We start from the raw sequence: 20,697 nt of genomic DNA, 5'->3' as shown, positions 1-20,697 counted from the left end.
TCTCGCTTGCTGACTGTCAATCAGATGAAGCTCGAACCGCCTGGCGCGGCTCAGAAACTCGGAATTCTCCTCTTTCAATGTTCCTACCCCTATTACATACTCATGCCGGATGCTTTCAAGACGCAACACGCTCGCGTGTTCCGCTCAGCAAGGTGTTTCTAGCGTTCACGACGGTGATTGGTGCATATGGATCCGCGATTTCTCGATCGTTACGGCGATGAACTGCGATACATCCACGCGCTCACTCACGAGTATGGGCGGGATCACCCCAAAATCGCCCGGCGGCTAGGAATCAGCGATACGGAGATCGCCGATCCTTTCGTACAGAGACTGCTCCAGTCATTCGCGTTTGTCATGGCGCGCGGCGTCCTGCAACTGGAGGATGCGTTTCCCGCCTTCATTCAGCCGCTCCTGGCCGTGACGTACCCGAACTACATCACGCCGACGCCGTCGATGACGCTGGCGCGAGCCTACCCCAGGGAGGACGACGGCCATAGCAGTGACGGCATTCTGCTGCCGCGCGGGACGGCGTTCAGTTCGTTCGTCTCCGATGAAGAACAGACCGCCTGCGAGTTTCGCAGCAGCCAGGACGTGCGGATATTTCCACTGGACATCGCGCGGGTGCGGGCCATCAATGCGCCGCCGCCCGACATTCCGATGCTCTATCGCTATGTACCCGACAATCGGCCCGTGCTGGGCGCACTGCGCCTGACCTTGCGCACGATGGGCGGCGTGCCGATCTCGAGCTTGAGCGGGCTGGACCGCCTGCCGGTGTATCTGTCGGGCGATGAAGGCGCCGCATCCAGACTGTTCGAATTGCTGCATACGGCAAGCATCTCGACGGTCATCGCCGCGCCGGGTGCATTCGCGAACGGGCGGCTGCATTGCGTGACACGCGATGCCGTGGTTCATGAGGGGCTGGAACCCGAGCACAGTCTTCTGCCACGCGTGCCGCACAAGTTCCATGGACACAACTTGCTCCAGGAGTGGTTTGCGTTTCCAGCGCGCTTTGGCTTCTTCACGCTGACCGGCCTCGCCAGGCCGTTCTCATCGATTCATGGCCCCGAAGCCGAGATCGTCGTCTTGCTGAGCCGGCCGTTCGGCGCGATGGCCGAGCAAACGAGCATGGCGGACTTCGCGCTCTACTGCACGCCACTGATCAATCTGTTTCCCCGAACCACGGCCCGGCTTTCGATTGATCCCGCTCACGCCGAGCACCTCATCACGCCGGTGCCGGAGCGGCCGCGCGACTATGAAATGCATTCGGTGCAGGCCGTGCGCGGTCAAGTCAACAAGGGCTCGCCGCCGGTGGCGTTTCACGACCATCACGCGGCATACCGCGACGATCGTTCGCGCGACGCGCGCTGTTTCGCCTTGCGGCGCGTGCTCAAGCAGAGCGACGACGACGAACGCCAGTACGAGACCCGTCGCCCGTTCACCGAAACGCGCACGCTACTGACGCTGACCGATCAAGGCGGACAGCCGCTGAACGAAGGCACGAAGTTCGTCACGCTCGACGCGTGGCTCACGAATCGCGACCTGCCGTGCGTGATGTCCCGTAACGGCCGTAACGATGTCGATCCGGGCCGCGCGCTGCCGATTGCAGGCATCGGTCTGATACGCGCGCCTACCGCGCCCAGGCCGGCGATGGCCGTGGGCATGCGTGCGTGGCAGCTCTACGGGCAACTCAATCTCGGCTTCGATACGCTCAACGCATCGACACCCGGCGAAGGTTTGCGTCGTCTGTTGCGCCTGTATCTCGATGACGATGCTTCACCGTGCCGCCCGATCGACGCCATCGTCGATACGGCAACGCGGCCGGTGGTGTGCCTGCTGTCACCGGAACTCGATCAGCCGTACGGGCGGGCGATCGAATGCACGCTCACGGTCGATGAGCAGGGTCTGGGCGATACCAGCCCGTATGCCCTCGGTCTCGTGGTGGAGCGCTATCTCGCGCGTCACGTCTCCTCCCATTGCTACACGACCACCGTGCTCGAATCGACGCAACGCGGACGCATCACGCAATGGCCGCCGCGCATGGGCACGCGTGGCGTGGCCTGAGCATCACGAATTCAAAACAACAAGAACGGAGTATCTGCATGAACTGGCTGGATCAGCCGCGCACACTGGCGCTCACGGGCACCGCGCTGCCGCAGTGGCTCGATGCGCCCTTGCTCGTGGTTTCGCGCGTCGCGGGCAAGGAGGAGCTCGGCAAGCTCTATGAGTACGACATCGAGGCGAGCACGCTCGACGATGCGCGCCTGCCGCTGTACGCCGCGCAGGCGCTGGTCGATCTGGACAAGATCGTCGGCACTGAAGTCACGCTGTCGATTGCGATCGAAGGCAACGGCACGTGGGTGCAAGGCGCCACGGGCACGAGTGGCGCGCTCGGCGCGCTCGGGCGCAACATCGGCGCGGACATTCGGCAGATCACCGGCGTGATCGCGCAGGCGCAGGCCGTGGGCGCGGACGATCGCCGTGCGTTCTATCGTTTCAAACTTCGTCCGGCGCTGTGGACCGGCACGCTCAATCGCGACAGCCGCACGTACCAGAACCAGGATATCAAGCAAATCTCGGCGGAAATCCTCAACCGGCTGGGCGTCGCGTTCGAGTTTCGGCTGGCGGGCCCGTTCCTTGGCAAGCGCGGCTATCCCGCGCGGGAGTATCAGCGGCAGTGGTGGGAGTCGGACTACGACTTTCTCGATCGACTATGGCAGGAATGGGGCATCACGTATTTCGTCGATGGCGCAACGCTCGTGCTGTGCGATTCGCCCGGTGCGTTCAAGGCGCATGGCCCGGCTTATCAGACGCTGCGCTATCTGGATCGCGGCGGTCAGCGCATCGATGAAGAGCACATACACGCGTTCAACGTCACGCGAAGCATCACCACGGGCAAAGTGGCGGTGGTGGACTACGACTATACGCAGTCGGTCGTGAAGCTCAAGGCGCAGCGCACCGAGCATAGCGAACGCGCCTTCGACAACGCCGAGGAGTATGCGTAGGGCGACTACGCCCAACCGCTCGCCCGCACCTGGGCGTCTCGGGGCGGCCCAACGACGCGATGTTCGAAGCCGAGCATCTGGCGCAGGTGAAGGTGGAGGCGCATCGGGCGCAGAGCCTGTTGGCCCGCGGCCAGGGCAACCTGCGCGGCCTGATGACGGGTTACGTGTTCACGCTGCGGGGCTATCCGCTCACGCCGGGCGATGGCGAGTACCTGGTGGTATCGACGGAACTGGAGATCGTCAATAACGATACGGTGACGAGCCGCGATGTGCGCGAGCGTCGTTACACGTGCGAGACGAAGTTCACCGCGGTGCCTGCCGACACGTTCTATCGCACGCCGCAGAGCGCGGCCAAGCCACGCGCGTATGGCGAGATGGCGATGGTGGTCGGTATCGATGACAAGGACAAGATACTGACTGACGCGTACGGTCGCGTGAAGGCGCGCTTCGTGTGGGATCGCGTCAATGCGCAGAACGATACGGCGAGTTGCTGGCTGCAGGTGGCCTCAGCGTGGCAGGGGCCGGGCTACGGCACGTTGTGGACGCCGCGCGTGGGGCAGATGGTGCAGATCGGTTACTTCGATAGCGATCCGGACAGGCCGTATGTGATCGCGGCGCATACGACGGAGTTTCATCAACTGCCGTGGGCGTTGCCGCGCAATAGCACGTTGTCGGGATGGAGGAGCCGCGACCTCGAAGGACAATCGGCCAACAGCGTGCTGACCGACGATTCGCCGGGCAAGCTGCAGGTGCAGGTGGCGAGCGACCATGCGCAGTCGCGGCTGGTGCTCGGACATAACACGCGCATCGACGGACATAAGGGGCGCGCTGAGGCGCGGGGTGAGGGCTTCGAGTTGGCGACCGGGGCGCACGGGGTCGTGCGCGCAAGCGATGGCTTGCTGGTGACGACCGAGCATCGCGCCGGGGCGAGCGCGCCTGTGAAGGACATGGGCGAGACCGTCGCGCGGCTCACGCAGGCGCGTGCGCAGCATGAAGAGCTGGCGCAGCTGGCGAAACAGCATCGCGCGCAGACGGCCGAGGCGAGCCAGGGCGATGCTGCACACGCCATCAAGGCGCAGAACGAGGCGATCAAGGGCGGGGCGAAGGCGCACGACAAGCCGTCGCCCGAGATGACGCGGCCCGACATGGTGCTGGCGAGCAGTGCGGGGATTGCGACGACGGCGGCCGAGAACACGCATCTGGCGAGCGGACAGGATCACGCGGTGACGGCGGGGCGCGACATGAGCGTGTCGCTGGGGCGGTCGTTGTTCGCATCGGTTGGCGGGGCAATTTCGATGTTCGCGTATCACTTGGGGATCAAGCTGATTGCGGCGAAGGGGCGGGTGGACGTGCAGGCGCAAAGCGACCAGATGGCGCTGGCAGCATTGAAGGACATTACGATCAGCAGCACGGACGGGAAAGTTGTCATTACGGCGTCGAAGGAGGTGTGGATCGGCGCGGGTGGCTCGTATATCCAGATCAACGGCAGTGGAATCGTGAATGGGTCGCCCGGGCCGATTCTCGAGAAAGGCGCGTCGTGGGATGTGCCGGGGCCGTCGTCAGTGTCAGGAATACTGCCTGTATTGTCCACCGGTTACGATCAACAGATAAGAATCAAAAGAGAGGACGGTAATCCTTTGGCCAACGTACCTTATTTCATCAAGGATGAAGCCGGCAATACATATAGAGGACTGACTGATCAAGATGGTTGCTGCGAGAGGGTTTACACAATGGGAGCACAGAAGTTGACAGTCTTAACCGGTGTACTCGCGTTGGAGCAGTGGTGATGAGTAGTCTGAGCTTCGACGCAGCGACCAATACGATAGTGGATTCGCATCACGATGTAGACGGACATGACATGCCCGCCGTTGTCCACTTCTTCTTCGTGGTTGAAGAAATCGGCAGGGATGGTATTTTGGTGAGGAAAGTCTATGCATCGCCAACCGATCCCTACTTGTTGGCGAAGAACTTGCCAGAGTTCCAACTGAAACATGACGTCTGGCCTGAGAAATTCGGTATTCGTCCGGCAGATCCCAATTCGAGTGCGTCGGTGGCGCAACACGTCTACAGTAGTCGACAATATCCGTCCGACTACGTTTCTGCAAGCTCCACATTCCCGAACGGCTCCCCACGTTTTACCGGAAAGACGATTTTCATCGACATCGAAAAAGCCAAAGCCGCTGGGGCGAAAATCGTGTCAACCGACGAAATAGTAGCGGCCTTGCAAAAATACAAGGAGACGATACCTCACCGCGCAAAGAAGGTCGACCAAATTATCGAATGGGTAAGAGACATAGACAAAGAGGTTCTACTCAAAGGGAGTGTGCCGGCGAAGGCCGTCTTCACGCCAACCTCCTATGCCGTGACAAGAAACATCGTTAGAGTTCTGAAAGTCTCGCGAATTTTTGCAATTGGTTTCACCGCCTACGATCTCGAACAGGCTGCAGACGAATCGATTCGACAGGACAGCATTAAGCCGATCCGGACTGAAATTGTCAGGCAGTCCGGCGGGTGGGGATCTGCTATGGCGGGGCGAGGATTGGGGCGGCGGTAGGCGCAGCGTGCGGGATTGAGACAGGGCCAGGCGCTCTGATTACCGGTGCTGTAGGCGGGATCGTCTTCGGTGTCGCGGGATATTTCGCCGCCGACTGGATTATGCACAACCTTCCTCAATAATCTGGAACCCGTTATGATTATTCGAAAAAGAATCGCGTCGTTGTTTGGTGCCGGTCGTAGGGAGCAAGTCCTCGGATACTCAGTCAAGGAGCTAAAGGCCATTTTTAATCGGCCTATAGCTGAGCGATTTTCTGGTGACTCCACTTATCCTCGATTAGCGTATATAACTGATATTGGAGTCGAAGCTGCTTATCTGTCGATTTTGATAGAAGCACGCAATGAGAGAGCGGTTTCATCGCTCATTGGGCGATATTTTCTCTTATGCGAAAACCGCGAGTTTAATGGTGAACAAGTTCACGAATATCGATCTCTCCGTGGAGACGAGAGTCTGATTATCGCGATCGCTGATGAGTTTAAGAATAAGGTCCTTAGAATCGTTACGAACAGCATTGGTTTCATTCTGCGAATTATCGATCTTAAATTGGCGGTTCCTCCGCCTTGGCTAATATTTGACGAGGCCTTACCATACTGGAGGCCGGGATCGATGCAGGGAGCGGAGGGCTATTATGATGACTCTTTCTTTTCACCTTTCTTCGAAGGACTCAGCCGAGTCGAAAGAAGTGACTATTTAGCGAGGTATGCGGCTAACGTCGAGTGGCGGCGAATCATGGATCTGTTTTACGACGAGCCAACTGACGACGAGCCATCCGTCTGACCGCCGCCTAAAAACGTCGTGTGCTGACGCCGGTTGAGTACTATCCAAGCAGTACAGTTGAAGGCGGCGGTCCTAGGACTAGGTGCGCGCCTTGGTATGGACGCGAAGTGATTCAGTTGACCTTCGAGGAAAACTACAAGCGTTACGGCGCGTTCAAGGGTTGGCGTGTGCCGGCATCAGAATACCGAGACTGATTGGAGACGGACCTGTTTCGAGCTTGCCAGGTTACCTTGCTAAGCCCTGTATGAGAACCATAATGTTCAAATTGGCCAAGTGTGCAGTGGTGTGTTTCCTTGCAATCGCAAGTCTCAATACGCCGGCGAAGACATCTAGTATTGACGCTTATACTTCGTGCATGAACCGCACTGAGCAAGATCGCTTACGTTGCGAAGGAGGATGCGGAATGCTCGTTCAGCAATGTTACGACGAAGGCGTCGCAGAGGCGGACGAGAGGATCAAAATACTTGTAGCAACGATAAGCCAGCGCAATGGCCCTGCTTGCGCGCAGTTGGCGGAAAGCTATCTCGACCACACATCTCGGATGGAGAAAGATCTGGCCAGACCCTTGGCCGATATACCGGGCTGGATTAGTGGCGAACTGACGCTCAGCCTTGCAAAGCAACGCCTACGCAACGTTGAGTTGATACGTGACAGGTGCGAACGGTAAGGCGTCGCGTCGCGGGTACGACGTTTGTTCGCTCATCCCTGTGCTCGCCTTCGTGCGGAACCCGAGGGTAACGCGGTTGTTCGAGGATGCAATCGTCCCTCGCGTACAAGGAAAAGTCTAGGAGTATGACAGAGAAGTGTTTCGTTACTCATGAAATCGTCCATCGGCGTTAACGCACACATGTCGTTAGGCGAAGGCGTCATAACCCGGTGAAAGTACTTCGTGCCACGTGAGGTCGAATCGGAAAAAGCTTCATGCGTCTGCGTTGTATTCGTTATTGGTTTTGCGGTACCTCGCTCGGAGCATCTTCAACGATCATTCGTAGCGACTGTCGGTTATCCTACTCCGTTCCAAAAGGAATCGACTATGTGGATGTGGCAGACACTGCAGTCTCACAGAAGACATTTGCAATGTTGGATTCGTTTATTCTGGTGCCCGCGAGAACGAGTCTCAGCAGAACCAACCGCGCATGCCAGACGAATAGCGTGCACAGGTGAACTTCTAGATGACGTTCAAGAAAGTACCTTTCCACGAGCAGATGAGATCATCTTCGTCTCTAGAAATGCTTCGCAGTCGGTTGTTTATTACCTTTATCCGTTGGGATCTTACTCGAAGCGAAAGATGAGTATCGAGCGTCTCACGAGGTTGTTCTCATCGTTCAGGTTCGAGCCGATAGATCAGGCTGTAAGGGAATAGCGGGCAACGGCGCCCTGTGCCGTAGCGGTTTAGGGGCGCCTAAGATCAACGTCTGGCTGAAGCTTGAGCATACTTGGTGGACGTTTAGTGTCGCGAAGAAAGTTGAACACCTGGGAACAACTGTACAGATATAAAGACATGTTCAAGTGGGGAAGGAGATATCCGTTGGTTGTGACACCAAACGAATAGCTTCTTCCCTCGCTTAGGAGCCTTTCACCGGCAAGCCTCAATACCTTGTCGAACACATCAAGTGTGAAACGCCCCGGGAATTGTGGAGGCTGCTTGGTTTAAGTTGATACCAGCTCTGCAGCCGTGATGCTGAGTTGCCGATAATAGTTTGCCTCAGCTTCGGCTGGTGCGATATAGCCGAGTGGTTCCATCAAGCGATCCGGATCGAACCAAGTCACCCATTCCAGCGTCGCTAGTTGACGGTTTCACGTGTTTTCCACGGCGCGCGACGATGAATTAGTTCCGGCTTGTACAAGCCGTTGATCGTTTAGCCAGAACGCTCAAGAGTTGGAGCCTCCACCGAATCCGGGGGGGTCAAAAAGTCGAGTTGCGCTGCCCGGCGGTGAACTTACGGTCTATGAGTGCTCGACCATTCGACCAACGCCACCATGCGTCGATTACGGCAGTTCAGTGCGATTATCCTCGTCTCAGGAAATGCGTCGCAATCGGCGACCTATTTGCTTTACCACTGGGACCTACATCGAGGGAGAATAAAATATCAAGCTGTTTACGGACTTGTTTGCGTCTTTCAGGTTCGAAGCAAAGAAGTGGCGATCACCGGCGCTTGGAATCTAGGATCTATGCGAACCAGAGGAATGACTTCAAATATACAGCGACGCTTTAACGCATCGGAAGAAATTGTCTTCCGCCGTGATTTCGCTCGTCGGACGCATGCAACTGATCGCTGACTGAGTTACGACATTGGCAAGGTGACCGCGCGATTGCCATCGCCGCTTGCTTCTAACTCGTCATTTCGTTTGCCACGGAAGTCCGCCCATAGGATCACACCGACGCGTGGAAATGTCACAAGAGCGGCCGCTATTGGGCAAGCGGCCGCAACACGCCCGCTCACCCCCCCACCAAATCCTCGATCATCACCGGCAACTTCCTGACCCTGACCCCAGTCGCGTGATGCACCGCACGGTAATCGCAGCCGCAATCCCCGCCAGCCCGATCTCCGCAATTCCACGCGCCCCGAGTTCGTTGAACACCGTATCGGGATAATCGAGAAACGTCACATCGAGCTTCGGCGTATCCGCGTTCGTCGCGATCACGTAATCCGCGAGACTGCTGTTCACCGGCGCGCCCGAGCGTTGGTCGTAAGAAGTGTGCTCAAAAAGCGCCATGCCGACGCCCATCACCACCGCGCCCTCGATCTGACTGCGCGCCGCACGCGGGTTCAGAATCTTGCCGCCGTCGATCACCGTCACGACGCGGCTCACGCGCAGACGCGCCGTCGCCGGTTCCCACGTGACTTCGGCGAAGTGCGCGCCGTAGGAGTGAATCGACCAGTCCTTCTTGAGCGGATCGTTGAAGCCGCCCTTCGCGCTCGCGCTGCCCGACGCCGCATGCATCTTGGCCGCCTCGAGAATGCGCGTGTACGGCACGCCGTTCTCCGCCGCCTCCCCCTTGCGATGCACCCGCCCGCCGCTCAACACGAGTTCCTCCGGCTTCACGCCCGTGAACGGCGATCCTTCCGCCGCGCCCGCCCGCGACAGCACGATGTCAACGGCTGCCCGCGTCGCGTCCAGCACCGCCGGCACCACCGATGCCGTCGCCGCCGATCCGCCCGATATCGGTCCGACCGGCAACGCCGTATCGCCGAGGCCGACTTCGATGCGGTCGAGCGGAATGCCCGTCTGCTCCGCGACGAGCTGCGCCAGAATGGTGTACGTGCCCGTGCCGATATCCTGCGTGCCGCACACGACGCGCCCCGTGCCGTCCACACGCAGATCGACGCTCGCGTCCGCCGAGAAGCGCAAGCCTGGCCAGCTGCACGCGCCGACGCCCCAGCCGAGCGTGAGGCCATCGCGCGTCATGGAGCCGACGTCCGGCGTGCGCCGCGACCAGCCGAACTTCTCCGCGCCGATTTTCAGGCATTCGACCAGATGCCGCGACGAGAACGGCAGTCCGCTGCTTTCGTCGACACTCGGCTCGTTGGCGAGCCGCAACCGGACCGGATCGAGCCGCAACGCGAGCGCAAGCTCGTTCATCGCCGATTCCAGCGCATAGAGGCCCGGCACCGCGCCAGGCCCGCGCATCGACGTGGGCGAGCCGACATTGCGTTTCACCGAGCCGCCCGTCACGCGCAGATTCGCCGTGCTGTACATGTGCGGCGTCGCTTCGCCGCAGTCTTCGGTGTATTCGTCCGCGAGCGCGGCGTGATTCAGGAAGTCGTGCCGCAGCGAGACGAGCTTGCCATCCGGCGATGCGGCGAGCCGCACGCGCTGCTGCGTCACCGGACGATGCCCCACGTTCTGGAACATCATCCTGCGGCTCAGCACGAGCTTCACCGGCCGCCCGGTCTGGCGCGTCGCGGCGGCGGCGAGCAGCGAGTGCGGCCACATCCACAGCTTGCCGCCGAAGCCCGAACCGAGATAGCGCGAAATCACGCGCACTTTCTCTTTCGGGACGCCGAGCATCTGCACGAGCGTCCCGCGATGATTCGACACCGCCTGGCTCGTCTCGTAGAACGTGTAGGCGTCGCCGTCCCAGTGCGCGACCGTCGCGTGCAGTTCGATCGGATTGTGCGTTTCCGTCGGCGTCACGTAGGTCTCGTCGATCTTCACTGCCGCGCCGTCGAATGCGCCCTCGGGATCGCCGCGTTCGCTCTGAACCTTCGGCTCGCGCTCGGACACGAGCGTTGCGCTCACATCGTGCGGCGCGACCTCATAGCCGACCTTGATCGCCGCCGCTGCCGCGCTCGCCGCCTCGAACGTGTCCGCGATCACGCACGCGACGTACTGCCCGTAGTAGCGGATCACGTCGTCCTCGAAGGGCGGACGCTGCTCGTCAACGTAGCCTTCTTCGAACGAATTGCCGGGAATGCGATACAGCCGCCCGATATTGCCGCGATGCAAGACGAGCCTGACGCCCGGCATCGCCTGCGCGGCGGCGAATTCGAGCGACGTGACCCTGCCGCTCGCGATGGTGCTGCACACCGGCACCGCGTACAACATGCCGGGCAGATCGACGTCGGATGTGTAAGTCGCGCGGCCGCTGACCTTGAGCGGTCCGTCGATGCGCGAGTGCGGCCGTCCGATGATGCCGTTGACGGACGGTGATACGTCGGGCGCGGTGGACATGAATGCGTTCTCCGGTCGTCGGTTCAGGATGCCTGCGTGGCGAGCTTCAGCGCATGCACGATGCAGCGCTTCGCGAGTTCCACCTTGAAGCCGTTCTCGCTTTGCGGCTTCGCATCGGCGAGCGCGGCGTCGGCGGCGCGCCGGAACGCGGCTTCATCGGGCGCGGCGTTCTGCAGTTCGTTCTCGGCTTCGCGCGATCGCCACGGCTTCGTCGCGACACCGCCGAGTCCCACGCGAACATGCGCGATGCGTCCGTCCTTCACGCCGAGGACGATTGCCGCCGACGCCAGTGCGAACTCATACGACGCGCGGTCGCGCAGCTTGAGATACACGGAGCGCGCGCCATCGACGGGCGGCGGCAGCGTCACGTGCGTGACGAGATCGCCGGCTTCGAGCACGTGCTCGCGATCCGGCGTCGCGCCGGGCAGCAGATGAAAGTCCTCGAACGCGATGGCGCGCTTGCCGCTCCTGCCTTCCACGTGAATGGTGGCTTCGAGCGCGGCGAGCGCCACGTTCATGTCCGACGGATTGCTCGCGATGCACGATTCGCTCGTGCCGAGAATCGCCATCATGCGATTCGCGCCGCCTATCGCGGAGCAGCCCGCGCCGGGCTCGCGCTTGTTGCACGGCGACGCGGTATCGCGGAAATAGACGCAGCGTGTGCGCTGCAGCAGATTGCCGCCGGTCGTCGCCATGTTGCGCAGCTGCACGGACGCACCCGACAGCAGCGCCTGCGACAGCACCGCGTAACGCTCGCGGATCAGCGGATGATGCGCGACATCCGAATTGCGCGAAGTCGCGCCGATTCGCACGCCGCCATCGTCCGTGGCTTCGATGGCGCCGAGCGGCAGGCGGTTGATATCGACGACGCGCACGGGACGTTCGACGTTGAGCTTCATCAGGTCGACGAGCGTGGTGCCGCCCGCGAGAAAGCGCACTTCGGCGCCTTGCTGCGCGGTATGGGCCGCAGCGCCCGCCCCGATGGCGTCGGGCAGGTCGCGCGCGCGGGAAAGCTGAAACATGTCCATGTCGCGCTCCCGTCAGTCCTGCTTGCCGCGCACGGACTGGATCGCCGTGACGATGTTCTGATACGCGCCGCAGCGGCACAGGTTGCCGCTCATCGCTTCGCGCACGTCGTCGTCGCTGGGGCCGACGGGTTCGTCGAGCAGCGCGACCGCGGACATCAGTTGCCCGGCGGTGCAATAGCCGCACTGAAAACCATCGCATTCGACGAACGCCGCCTGCATCGGATGAAGCGCGTCCGGTTCGCCGATGCCCTCGATCGTCGTGATCGAATCGCCATCGTGCGCGGCGGCGAAGCATAGACACGAATTGACGCGACGTCCGTTCACGTGAACGGTGCACGCGCCGCACTGCCCGTGATCGCAGCCCTTCTTCGTGCCGGTGAGATGAACGTGCTCGCGCAGCGCATCGAGCAGCGTCGTGCGCGGATCGAGCGACAGCGTATGGCTCCGGCCATTGATGGTCAGCGTGATGTCGGCAGTCGCGTCGTTTGTCTTTGCGGCGGGCGGCGCGAGCACTTCGGCGGCGGCGTGTCCGTTGCCGTTCGCTTCGTGCGTTGCCTGCGGGTCCGCGGCGAGCCGGCTGATTGTCGGTGTATCGGCGCGCGCGGGTTTCGATTGGGGGACGGGGTGTTGCATCGGGCAATCTCCTTGAATGGCGCATCGCGCAGCGCAGGGTTGCGGGTGCGGCGGGGCATAGAGAGGCGAAGATGCGTTGAAGCGTTGCAGCTTGCACAGTCGCTTCCGATCGAGGAACGAGGAAGGATGCGCTGGGAAGACACTCAGCCAGTATAAGCAGACGACGCCGATCTTTCACGGATCGCGACGCGGCCCGCACCGGGCGCGCCCGCGTGTTAGCGTGGATGCCTTGCCTATTTCTCCATGCTGACGATGAACCCAAGCCTTTCTGTCGCCGATGCCATCGCAACCCGCCGTTCCATTCGCGCGTTCCTCGCCGATCCGGTCGAACGGGCGACGCTCGAAGCCATACTCGCGAGCGCATGCCGCGCGCCATCGGGCAGCAACATTCAGCCGTGGAAGGTCTACGTGCTGACCGGCGATGCGAAGGACGCGCTCTCCCGGTCGATTCTCGCCGTTTTCAACGATCCGGACGCCGACCGCGAGCACCAAGAAGAATTCGCGTATTACCCGCGCACCTGGACCTCGCCGTACCTCGAAAGAAGGCGCGCGCTCGGCATCGGGCTTTATACGCTGCTTGGCATCACGCGCGACGACAAACCAGGGATGCACGCGCAGATGGGCCGCAACTTCGAGTTCTTCGGCGCGCCCGTCGGCATCATTTTCACCACGGATCGCATCATGGAGCGGGGGTCGTGGCTCGACTACGGCATGTTCATTCAGAACGTCATGCTGATGGCGCGTTCCTTCGGCCTCGATACATGTCCGCAGGCGGCGTTCAATCGCTATCACCGCATCATCGCGGAGCAGTTGCAACTGCCGGAGAACGAGACGGTGGTGTGCGGCATGAGCCTCGGCTATGCGGACTGGTCCCAGGCCGAGAACCGTCTTGCGAGCGAGCGCGAGTCCTTGCCGAACGTGGTGCGCTTTCTCGGCGCGTGAGTGTCAATGCGTCGTCAACCCGCGTGCAAGCAGCGACAGGATGAGCACGCCGATAGCCGAAAAGACGACGAGCGCGAGCAGAACCAGCAAGAGGCGCAAGAGCATTCGCATCGCGGCGCTCAAAAAAATGGCCGCTTGCGCGGCCGGAAGGAGGGTGGGTCGGTCAGCAACGAGACTACGGCCCTTTCCTTAATCGAGACTTAAGCGATCGCGCAGCGGGATAAGGTCATAGCACGATGAACCGCGATCCCGCCCGGGACTACGCCGCGATAAGTTAAGGAAGTACAGAGCTTTCGCCCTTGTCGAAGAACGGGAACGAGAGGGCGATTCGCTTTCTGCCGGCTTCCATTTTTGGCGGCGCGTCTCGCAACGTTGCGTTCGTCGTGCGCTTTGTTATCGAAGTTGAACTTGAAGATGGCCGATTCAAGTCCCAACATGAGTGCATCCCTTTAGTCTGATCATGCAGTTTCGTCGCGCGTCCCGGGTCCGTGTCATGAGCGATAACAACGAACTCCGCAAGACCGAAGAGTTGCGCAGCTTTCTGTTCCTGACCGTCGTCATGGTGCCGGTGCTGACGGTCATGCTGATCGCTAGCTATGGTTTCATCGTGTGGTTCTATCAAATGCTGGTCGGCGGACCGCCGCATCATTAGCGGCATCGTTTCGCATTGATCGACAGACGGAGCATGAATCCATGCGCTTGTTTCGCGATAATGATTCGACAGCCAAATACACATCGCGGGCGTCGTCGTTTATGTGCATGGCGATGCCATTCATCGGGTGACGCGCGCGCTTCAGGCAATCCCCGGCACGCAGGTTCACGGCGCGAGCGCCGACGGCAAGCTCGTCGTCACGCTGGAAGGCGACAGAGCGTCGTGCGTCGCGGAGCAGTTGAGCGCGGCGCAGGCCATACCGGATGTCGTGAGCATCGCACTCGTCTATCAGCATCACGAGGCGGCCGATTCGCTCAACGAGGACGACTCCAGTGAAACTGACTCGTCGCGCATTCATTAAACAGACGGCCACCGCGACCGCCGCTGCTTCGGCAGGCATCACGCTGCCGGGAATCGAAGGCATGGCCGTCGCCGCCGATGCCGACGACCTCGCCTGGTCTAAAGCGCCATGCCGATTCTGCGGCACCGGTTGCGGCGTGCTCGTGGGCGTCAAGGGAAACCGCGTGGTCGCCACTCAGGCCGATCCGCAAGCCGAAGTCAATCGCGGTCTCAACTGCGTGAAAGGCTACTTCCTGTCGAAGATCATGTACGGACAGGATCGCCTGACGACGCCGCTCCTGCGCATGAAGGATGGCAAGTTCGACAAGCAGGGCGAATTCGCGCCTGTCACGTGGGACCGTGCGTTCGATGAAATGGCGAGGCAATTCAAGCGCGTGCTCAAGGACAAAGGACCGACGGCCATCGGCATGTTCGGTTCCGGCCAATGGACGATCTGGGAAGGCTATGCCGCCGTCAAGCTGATGAAGGCCGGCTTTCGCAGCAACAACATCGATCCGAACGCGCGGCACTGCATGGCGTCGGCGGTGACAGGCTTCATGCGGACCTTCGGCATGGACGAGCCGATGGGCTGCTACGACGACATCGAGGAAACCGATGCCTTCGTGCTGTGGGGATCGAACATGGCGGAGATGCATCCCGTCTTGTGGTCGCGCGTGACGGCGCGGCGCCTCGCCGATCCGAACGTGCGCGTGGTGACGCTCTCGACGTTCGAGCACCGTTCGTTCGATCTCGCCGACGAGACGATCGTCTTCACGCCGCAAACCGACCTCGCGATCATGAATTACATCGCGAACGTCATCATCAAGAGCGGCAAGGTGAATCGCGAGTTCGTCAACAAGCACGTCAACTTCAGGCGCGGCAATACGGACATTGGCTATGGCTTGCGGCCCGATCATCCGCTGCAGAGGGCCGCGAAGAATGCGGGCGATGCGAACGGATCGCAGCCCATCACCTTCGACGATTTCGCGAAGTTCGTGTCGAAGTACGACGCGGCCTATGTGAGCAAGCTGTCGGGCGTATCGATGAAGCGCTTTCTGATCCCGTTGCTCGTGCTCGTGCCCCTCGTCGCGCTGCTGGCGGCGGGCTTGCGAAACGACCCGCGCAGGCTGCCCTCTGCGCTGATCGGCAAGCCTGCGCCCGCGTTCGAGCTGCCGAGGCTCGATGCCGCGCATCGGACGATGTCCTCGCGTTCGATGCGCGGCCAGGTCTGGGTGCTCAACGTGTGGGCGTCGTGGTGCGAGTCTTGCCGTGACGAGCATCCGGTCTTGATGAAACTTGCGGGCAGCGGCGTCGCGCCGGTCTACGGACTGAACTACGAGGACGAACGCGAGCCGGCGCTGCGATGGCTCGAAGAAGCGGGCAATCCATACGTGCTATCGCTGGTGGACCGCGACGGGCGCACGGGCATCGACTATGGCGTGTATGGCGTGCCGGAGACCTTCGTGATCGATCGCGCGGGCGTCGTGCGCTACCGGCAGGCGGGGCCGCTCACGCGGACATCGCTCGATGAAGTGATACTGCCGCTCGTCGGAAAACTGCAGAAGGTATCCGTCGATGATTAGGATAACGGTCCTTGTTTGCGTATGCCTCTGGATGGCCGTATCGGCCGCCCGCGCAAACGATGATGATCGCCTGAGGCAACTCGCCGAGAGCTTTCGTTGTGTCGTCTGCCAGAACCAGAGCCTTGCCGATTCCGCCGCGCCGCTTGCGGCCGACTTGCGCGAGCGTATCCGTGAGCAGGCCCGATCCGGCGCATCCGATGAAGAGATTCGCGACTACATGGTGCGCCGGTATGGCGACTTCGTGCTGTATCGTCCGCCGATGAAGCCGGCGACGTGGGCTTTGTGGTTCGGGCCGTTGCTCGCGCTGCTGGCCGGCGCGATTGCGCTGGCGCTGTCGATACGCCGCGCAAGGCGGGCGCAATGATCGCGTTCTGGCTGATTGCCGCCGTGATGGTGCTCGCCGCGCTCGGCTGCGTCGTCACGCCGTTGCTCGGACGCGAGCGGGCGCATGCTGCGCTCGCGGCCTTGCTGATCGCGCTCTTGCCTTCGGCGGCCATGACCATGTACATGCACATCGGCAATCCGGCCGCGCTCGCCGTCTATTCCGGCGATACGGCCGGTATCGACAAGCATGGCGAATCGCCCGGTTCGATAGAGGTGATGGTGAGCCGCCTCGCTGCGCGAATGAGTCGCACACCCGACGATGCGAAAGGATGGACGATGCTCGCGCGCTCGTACGCCGTGCTGGAACGTCCCGCCGATGCCGCCGCCGCATATCGCAGGGCGCTGGCGCTCACGCCACGCGATCCCGACCTGCTCGCCGACTACGCCGACGCGCTCGCCAGCGCCAGGGGCGGCGACCTGTCCGGCGAACCGCTGACGAACATCGACGCGGCGCTCGCGATCGATCCCGGTCATCCGAAGGCGCTGGCGCTGGCGGCATCGGCGGCGTTCGACCGCCGGGACTATCCACTGGCGATACGTCACTGGGAAGCGTTGCGCGATGTATCGGGCGCGGAGCCGGAAATCGCGAGGCAGGCGCAGAAAAACATCGACGAGACGCTGCTCACGATGCGCAAGCGCCGCTAGCGCAACTCCAGCCACATGGGCTGATGATCCGATGACCGGCTGTTCTGATCCGCCTCGCATCCCGCAATGCGCGGCTTCAGATCGTCGGTGACGAAGATGAAGTCGCACGCGAACGGACCATCCGCCCATTGCTCGTGATCGTAAAGGCCGACAGTCGCGGCACGCGGCTCGTTCGGATGCGCGCACGTCCAGGCATCGACGAAGGAGGGCGCATCGGCGATGGGCTCGAGCATCGCGCGATACGCGGCGCCTTCGTATGCGCTATTGAAGTCGCCGCAGACGATCGCCGACACGGGCCGCGCGGTATCGGCGAACGGGCTCGCCTGCTTCTCCGTCTTCGAGGGCCGGCGCGCATGATCGCACGCCTCCTGATGCACTTCGCGCAGCCGCGCCACTTGCGCGAGACGCTGCACTTCGGAATAGAACTCGAGATGCGTGCTGATGACCCGAAGCGGGCCTACGTCCGTTTCGACGACCGCTTCGAGCGCGACGCGCAGCATCGAGGGCTTGGGGGGATCGGCAGGCCAGGGAAGCGATTGGCGCAGGACCTGCCGCACCGGCAGACGGCTGACGATGGCGTTGCCGAACTGCCTGCGCGCGCTGCCTGCGCCGAGCGGTGGAAGATCCGAGCCGATGCCTTCGATGACGGTCGCGCCAGGCATCAGCGCCGCCAGTTCGGCGAACTGATCCGCGCTCGGGCGGCCCGCAAGCCCGCCCGCTTCCTCGTCTTCGTGAAAACCGCGCGTGACTTCCTGCAGGCACAGGACGTCGAAATCGCACAGCGCCTTCGCCTCGCTGACGATGCGCGGCAGGTCGACACGCCCATCCACGCCGCGTCCCCATTGCATGTTCCAGTTCACGAGCCGCATAGTCGTGCTCCTCCGAGCGTGATCGTGCATGACACCGGTCTTGAGAAACTCAGTATTTCTGACTGTCTCATAAAAGTGCGGCCTACAATTCACAGTACCTGAAACACTCGAATCGGCACCATGAATACGAACACGAAACTTTGGCTGAGCGGGCTGTCCTTGATGTCTCTGCTCGTGTCGGCCGGCGGTACTGCACAAGCGCAGCAGACGCAGCCCGCGCCGCAGCCGAGACCCGCGCCGTCGCTTACGCGCGAACAGCAGGCGAATCTCGACAAGCTGGATCAGGATATCGCGGAAGCAGCCATCGCGATCGTGAAACTCATCGATCAGAACAAGCCGGGCGAAGTGTGGGATGGGGCGTCGGCGGTTGCGAAAAAGATCATCACGCGCGAGGACTTCGTGAACAAGGTGACGCGGGACCGCGCGGCGTTGGGTGCGCCGGGCATCCGCATGCCGATGGGCGTGAAGCATCTTCAGTTCGACGGCACCGGCAACATGCCCGCCGGTTCGTTCATGAGCGTGGCGTTCGAAACCCAGTTCAGCGATGCGCGGCAGTCGTCGCGGGAGAGCGTCACGTTCATCCTCGATCCGGACAGGCGGTGGCGATTCGTCGGATATGCGGTGCGGTGACAACGAGGCTGGCGCTGCGGCCTACATATTCGTATACGAAGCACACCACCCCCTGGCCGCGACCAGCTTGTCTCCGAACAACGTGCACCCGCCCCACGCGTCAGTCGGTTTACCCTGAAACAGCGAGCAATTCGCGCAGTTCTGATCCGCCGCGAAGTTCGGATACTTCGCTTTGTCGACCTTCGCGGCATCCTCCTTGTAGCCGACGGCCGCTGCCGCCGGATCGGTTTCGCTCAAGTGCGATGCATCCGCGTTCGCACGGGCCAGCCACACGGACGCGCCCGTGCCGATGGTCACCATCATGAAGGTACGGCGGGAAGTGTTCATATGCGGGAATGGGCAGGGTGTCGTTATCGGGACGCTTGCGAAACGATACGCCCTCTTGCACTTCGATGCGCGCACGGTCGCTTTCGCTTGCGTCCTTTTTGTTCCGCCATCTGTTTTGTTTATCGGCAATATCCGGCGCGCAGGTGAAAGGCCGGCCGCGAAACCGCCGCTGGCCGGCGCGCGACCCCTCCCGGCGTACGCATCTGCACGCCGAAGCATGGTTTACGCGTAGTTCCGCGCACCCCCCGACTCCCCGTATCTTCGCCTTCAGTTTTCGCAACGAACCGGGCCGCGTGCAGTCAACGAGCGCCTCATCGCCCGGACCTCACGGAGCATCTGAACATGGCCCGCATCATCGGTGGCATCGCCGCCTCGCACACGCCCACCATCGGTTTCGCATTCGACAAGAACAAGCGCGACGACCCCGTGTGGGCGCCGATCTTCGAGAACTTCGCGCCGCTCGCGGACTGGATCGAAGAGAAGCGTCCCGGCGTCATCGTGACCATCTACAACGATCACGTCACATCGTTCTTCTTCGATCACTACTCGGCGTTCTCGCTAGGCGTCGGCCCGGAATGGCGGGTGGCGGACGAAGGCGGCGGCGCACGCGATCTGCCGCCGATCAAGGGACATCCCGCGCTCGCCGCGCACATCGGCAACTCGCTGATGACCGACGAATTCGACATGTCGTTCTTTCAGAACAAGCCGCTCGATCACGGCTGCTTCTCGCCACTGTCGATGCTGTGCCCGCACAAGCCCGAATGGCCCGTGAAGATAGTGCCGTTGCAAATGGGCGTGCTGCAACTGCCGGTGCCGAGCGCGCGACGCTTCTACAAGCTCGGCCTCGCGCTGCGCCGCGCGATCGAAAGCTATCCGGAAGACATCAAGGTCGCCATTCTCGCGACGGGCGGCCTCTCGCATCAGGTGCACGGCGAGCGCGCCGGCTTCAACAACACCGAATGGGATGCGCGCTTTCTCGATCTCTTCGAGCGCGATCCCGAACAGCTCGCGGACATGACCATCGCGGAATATGCGGAACTCGGCGGCTACGAAGGCGCGGAAGTCGTCATGTGGCTGACGATGCGGGGCGCGCTGTCATCGAATGTCGTCTGCAGACATCGCAGCTACTACCTGCCTTCGATGGCCGGCATCGCGACCGCCATCTACGAAGGCGAGGACAGCGAGACGAAGCCCGCCATCATCGCGCGTCATCGGCAGCGCATGGCCGAACAACTGACCGATGTCGAGAAGCTGAAGGGCACGTATCCGTTCAGCATCGAGACGGCGGTGCGTGCGTATCGCATCAACGATTATCTGCATCGCATGATCGAGCCCGCACATCGTGATGCGTTCAGGCAGGACCCCGAAGCAACGTTTGAAGCTGCGGGCCTGAGCGATGAGGAGCGCGACATGATCCGCCGCCGCGACTGGCGCGCGATGCTGCATTACGGCGTCATCTTCTTCATGCTCGAAAAGCTCGGCGCGGTGACGGGCGTATCGAACCTGCATATCTACGCCGCGATGCGCGGCGAATCGCTCGAAGAATTCCAGCGGACGCGCAATGCACCGGGCGCGCTGTATTCGGTCGCCGGCAAGAGCGCGGACAAGCTCGACTGGGACAAGGCGGAGCAGGGCAAGCAATAAATAACACCTAC

General features: G+C 61.6%; 18 protein-coding genes and 3 pseudogenes. 15 read left to right on the top strand and 6 right to left on the bottom strand.

The window, feature by feature from the left end:
- Positions 1–186 precede the first annotated feature (186 nt).
- The 6 genes from tssF (at position 187) to P9255_RS08875 (ending at position 7,000) form a co-directional block, all read left to right on the top strand.
- Positions 187–2,061, top strand: a complete 1,875-nt coding sequence (tssF, locus tag P9255_RS08900) for a type VI secretion system baseplate subunit TssF (RefSeq protein WP_309789383.1) — start codon at positions 187–189, stop codon at positions 2,059–2,061.
- A 38-nt stretch (positions 2,062–2,099) separates the two neighbouring features.
- Positions 2,100–3,002, top strand: a complete 903-nt coding sequence (locus P9255_RS08895; protein ID WP_309789382.1) for a phage late control D family protein — start codon at positions 2,100–2,102, stop codon at positions 3,000–3,002.
- A 59-nt stretch (positions 3,003–3,061) separates the two neighbouring features.
- Entirely contained in the window at positions 3,062–4,789 is a 1,728-nt protein-coding gene (gene tssI, locus P9255_RS08890; protein ID WP_309789381.1) for a type VI secretion system Vgr family protein, read from the top strand.
- A complete protein-coding gene (locus P9255_RS08885; RefSeq protein WP_309789380.1) occupies positions 4,789–5,556 on the top strand; it encodes a glycine zipper family protein in 768 nt (255 codons plus the stop codon). Before tssI ends, P9255_RS08885 begins: the two co-directional genes overlap by 1 nt.
- A 135-nt stretch (positions 5,557–5,691) precedes the next feature.
- The gene (locus P9255_RS08880; protein ID WP_309767400.1) at positions 5,692–6,333 is read left to right on the top strand and encodes a hypothetical protein; all 642 of its coding nucleotides are present in this window, start codon (positions 5,692–5,694) and stop codon (positions 6,331–6,333) included.
- A gap of 403 nt (positions 6,334–6,736) precedes the next feature.
- The gene (locus P9255_RS08875) at positions 6,737–7,000 is read left to right on the top strand and encodes a hypothetical protein (RefSeq protein ID WP_309767402.1); all 264 of its coding nucleotides are present in this window, start codon (positions 6,737–6,739) and stop codon (positions 6,998–7,000) included.
- Positions 7,001–7,983: 983 nt separating this feature from the next.
- Here the strand turns inward: P9255_RS08875 and P9255_RS08870 are convergent.
- The 4 genes and pseudogenes from P9255_RS08870 to P9255_RS08855 all read right to left on the bottom strand — a co-directional run.
- Positions 7,984–8,192, bottom strand: a pseudogene (locus P9255_RS08870) (IS3 family transposase); the annotation flags it as partial.
- A 581-nt stretch (positions 8,193–8,773) separates the two neighbouring features.
- Positions 8,774–11,010: pseudogene (locus P9255_RS08865) on the bottom strand (xanthine dehydrogenase family protein molybdopterin-binding subunit).
- Between the two features lie 23 nt (positions 11,011–11,033).
- Positions 11,034–12,038 (bottom strand): xanthine dehydrogenase family protein subunit M, encoded by a 1,005-nt coding sequence (locus P9255_RS08860; RefSeq protein ID WP_309767404.1) that lies wholly within the window; start codon positions 12,036–12,038, stop codon positions 11,034–11,036.
- Between the two features lie 12 nt (positions 12,039–12,050).
- The gene (locus P9255_RS08855; RefSeq protein WP_309767406.1) at positions 12,051–12,671 is read right to left on the bottom strand and encodes a 2Fe-2S iron-sulfur cluster-binding protein; all 621 of its coding nucleotides are present in this window, start codon (positions 12,669–12,671) and stop codon (positions 12,051–12,053) included.
- 243 nt (positions 12,672–12,914) lie between these two features.
- On the opposite strand from P9255_RS08855, the gene P9255_RS08850 reads away from it, so the two are divergent.
- The 7 genes and pseudogenes from P9255_RS08850 (at position 12,915) to P9255_RS08820 (ending at position 17,216) form a co-directional block, all read left to right on the top strand.
- A complete protein-coding gene (locus tag P9255_RS08850; protein WP_309789379.1) occupies positions 12,915–13,613 on the top strand; it encodes a nitroreductase in 699 nt (232 codons plus the stop codon).
- A 493-nt stretch (positions 13,614–14,106) separates the two neighbouring features.
- Positions 14,107–14,265 (top strand): periplasmic nitrate reductase, NapE protein, encoded by a 159-nt coding sequence (gene napE / locus P9255_RS08845; RefSeq protein ID WP_309767410.1) that lies wholly within the window; start codon positions 14,107–14,109, stop codon positions 14,263–14,265.
- A 76-nt stretch (positions 14,266–14,341) separates the two neighbouring features.
- On the top strand, positions 14,342–14,626 hold the full coding sequence (locus tag P9255_RS08840) for a chaperone NapD (RefSeq protein WP_309789518.1): 285 nt from the start codon (positions 14,342–14,344) through the stop codon (positions 14,624–14,626).
- Positions 14,598–15,644: pseudogene (locus P9255_RS08835) on the top strand (molybdopterin-dependent oxidoreductase); the annotation flags it as partial. The gene P9255_RS08840 and the pseudogene P9255_RS08835, both read left to right, overlap by 29 nt.
- A 3-nt stretch (positions 15,645–15,647) precedes the next feature.
- The gene (locus P9255_RS08830; RefSeq protein ID WP_309768214.1) at positions 15,648–16,187 is read left to right on the top strand and encodes a DsbE family thiol:disulfide interchange protein; all 540 of its coding nucleotides are present in this window, start codon (positions 15,648–15,650) and stop codon (positions 16,185–16,187) included.
- The gene (locus tag P9255_RS08825; RefSeq protein WP_309767412.1) at positions 16,180–16,551 is read left to right on the top strand and encodes a cytochrome c-type biogenesis protein; all 372 of its coding nucleotides are present in this window, start codon (positions 16,180–16,182) and stop codon (positions 16,549–16,551) included. Before P9255_RS08830 ends, P9255_RS08825 begins: the two co-directional genes overlap by 8 nt.
- The gene (locus tag P9255_RS08820) at positions 16,548–17,216 is read left to right on the top strand and encodes a tetratricopeptide repeat protein (protein ID WP_309767413.1); all 669 of its coding nucleotides are present in this window, start codon (positions 16,548–16,550) and stop codon (positions 17,214–17,216) included. Before P9255_RS08825 ends, P9255_RS08820 begins: the two co-directional genes overlap by 4 nt.
- On the opposite strand, the gene P9255_RS08815 is transcribed toward P9255_RS08820, so the two are convergent.
- Positions 17,213–18,085, bottom strand: coding sequence for an endonuclease/exonuclease/phosphatase family protein (locus tag P9255_RS08815; protein WP_309789378.1), 873 nt, complete (start codon positions 18,083–18,085; stop codon positions 17,213–17,215). The genes P9255_RS08820 and P9255_RS08815 overlap by 4 nt on opposite strands.
- Before the next feature lie 120 nt (positions 18,086–18,205).
- On the opposite strand from P9255_RS08815, the gene P9255_RS08810 reads away from it, so the two are divergent.
- A complete protein-coding gene (locus P9255_RS08810) occupies positions 18,206–18,715 on the top strand; it encodes a DUF4019 domain-containing protein (protein ID WP_309767415.1) in 510 nt (169 codons plus the stop codon).
- 21 nt (positions 18,716–18,736) lie between these two features.
- Here the strand turns inward: P9255_RS08810 and P9255_RS08805 are convergent, their stop codons facing one another.
- Positions 18,737–19,042: a high-potential iron-sulfur protein gene (locus tag P9255_RS08805; protein WP_309767416.1), complete on the bottom strand. Its 306-nt coding sequence runs from the start codon at positions 19,040–19,042 to the stop codon at positions 18,737–18,739.
- 342 nt (positions 19,043–19,384) lie between these two features.
- Here P9255_RS08805 and P9255_RS08800 point away from each other — a divergent pair, with 342 nt between their 5' ends.
- On the top strand, positions 19,385–20,686 hold the full coding sequence (locus P9255_RS08800; RefSeq protein ID WP_309789377.1) for a gallate dioxygenase: 1,302 nt from the start codon (positions 19,385–19,387) through the stop codon (positions 20,684–20,686).
- The last annotated feature ends 11 nt before the right edge of the window (positions 20,687–20,697 follow it).

The organism is Caballeronia sp. LZ019, from assembly GCF_031450825.1.
Lineage (GTDB): Bacteria > Pseudomonadota > Gammaproteobacteria > Burkholderiales > Burkholderiaceae > Caballeronia.
The sequence above is the reverse complement of the archived record's forward strand: the minus strand, read 5'-3'. Positions and strand labels throughout refer to the sequence as shown.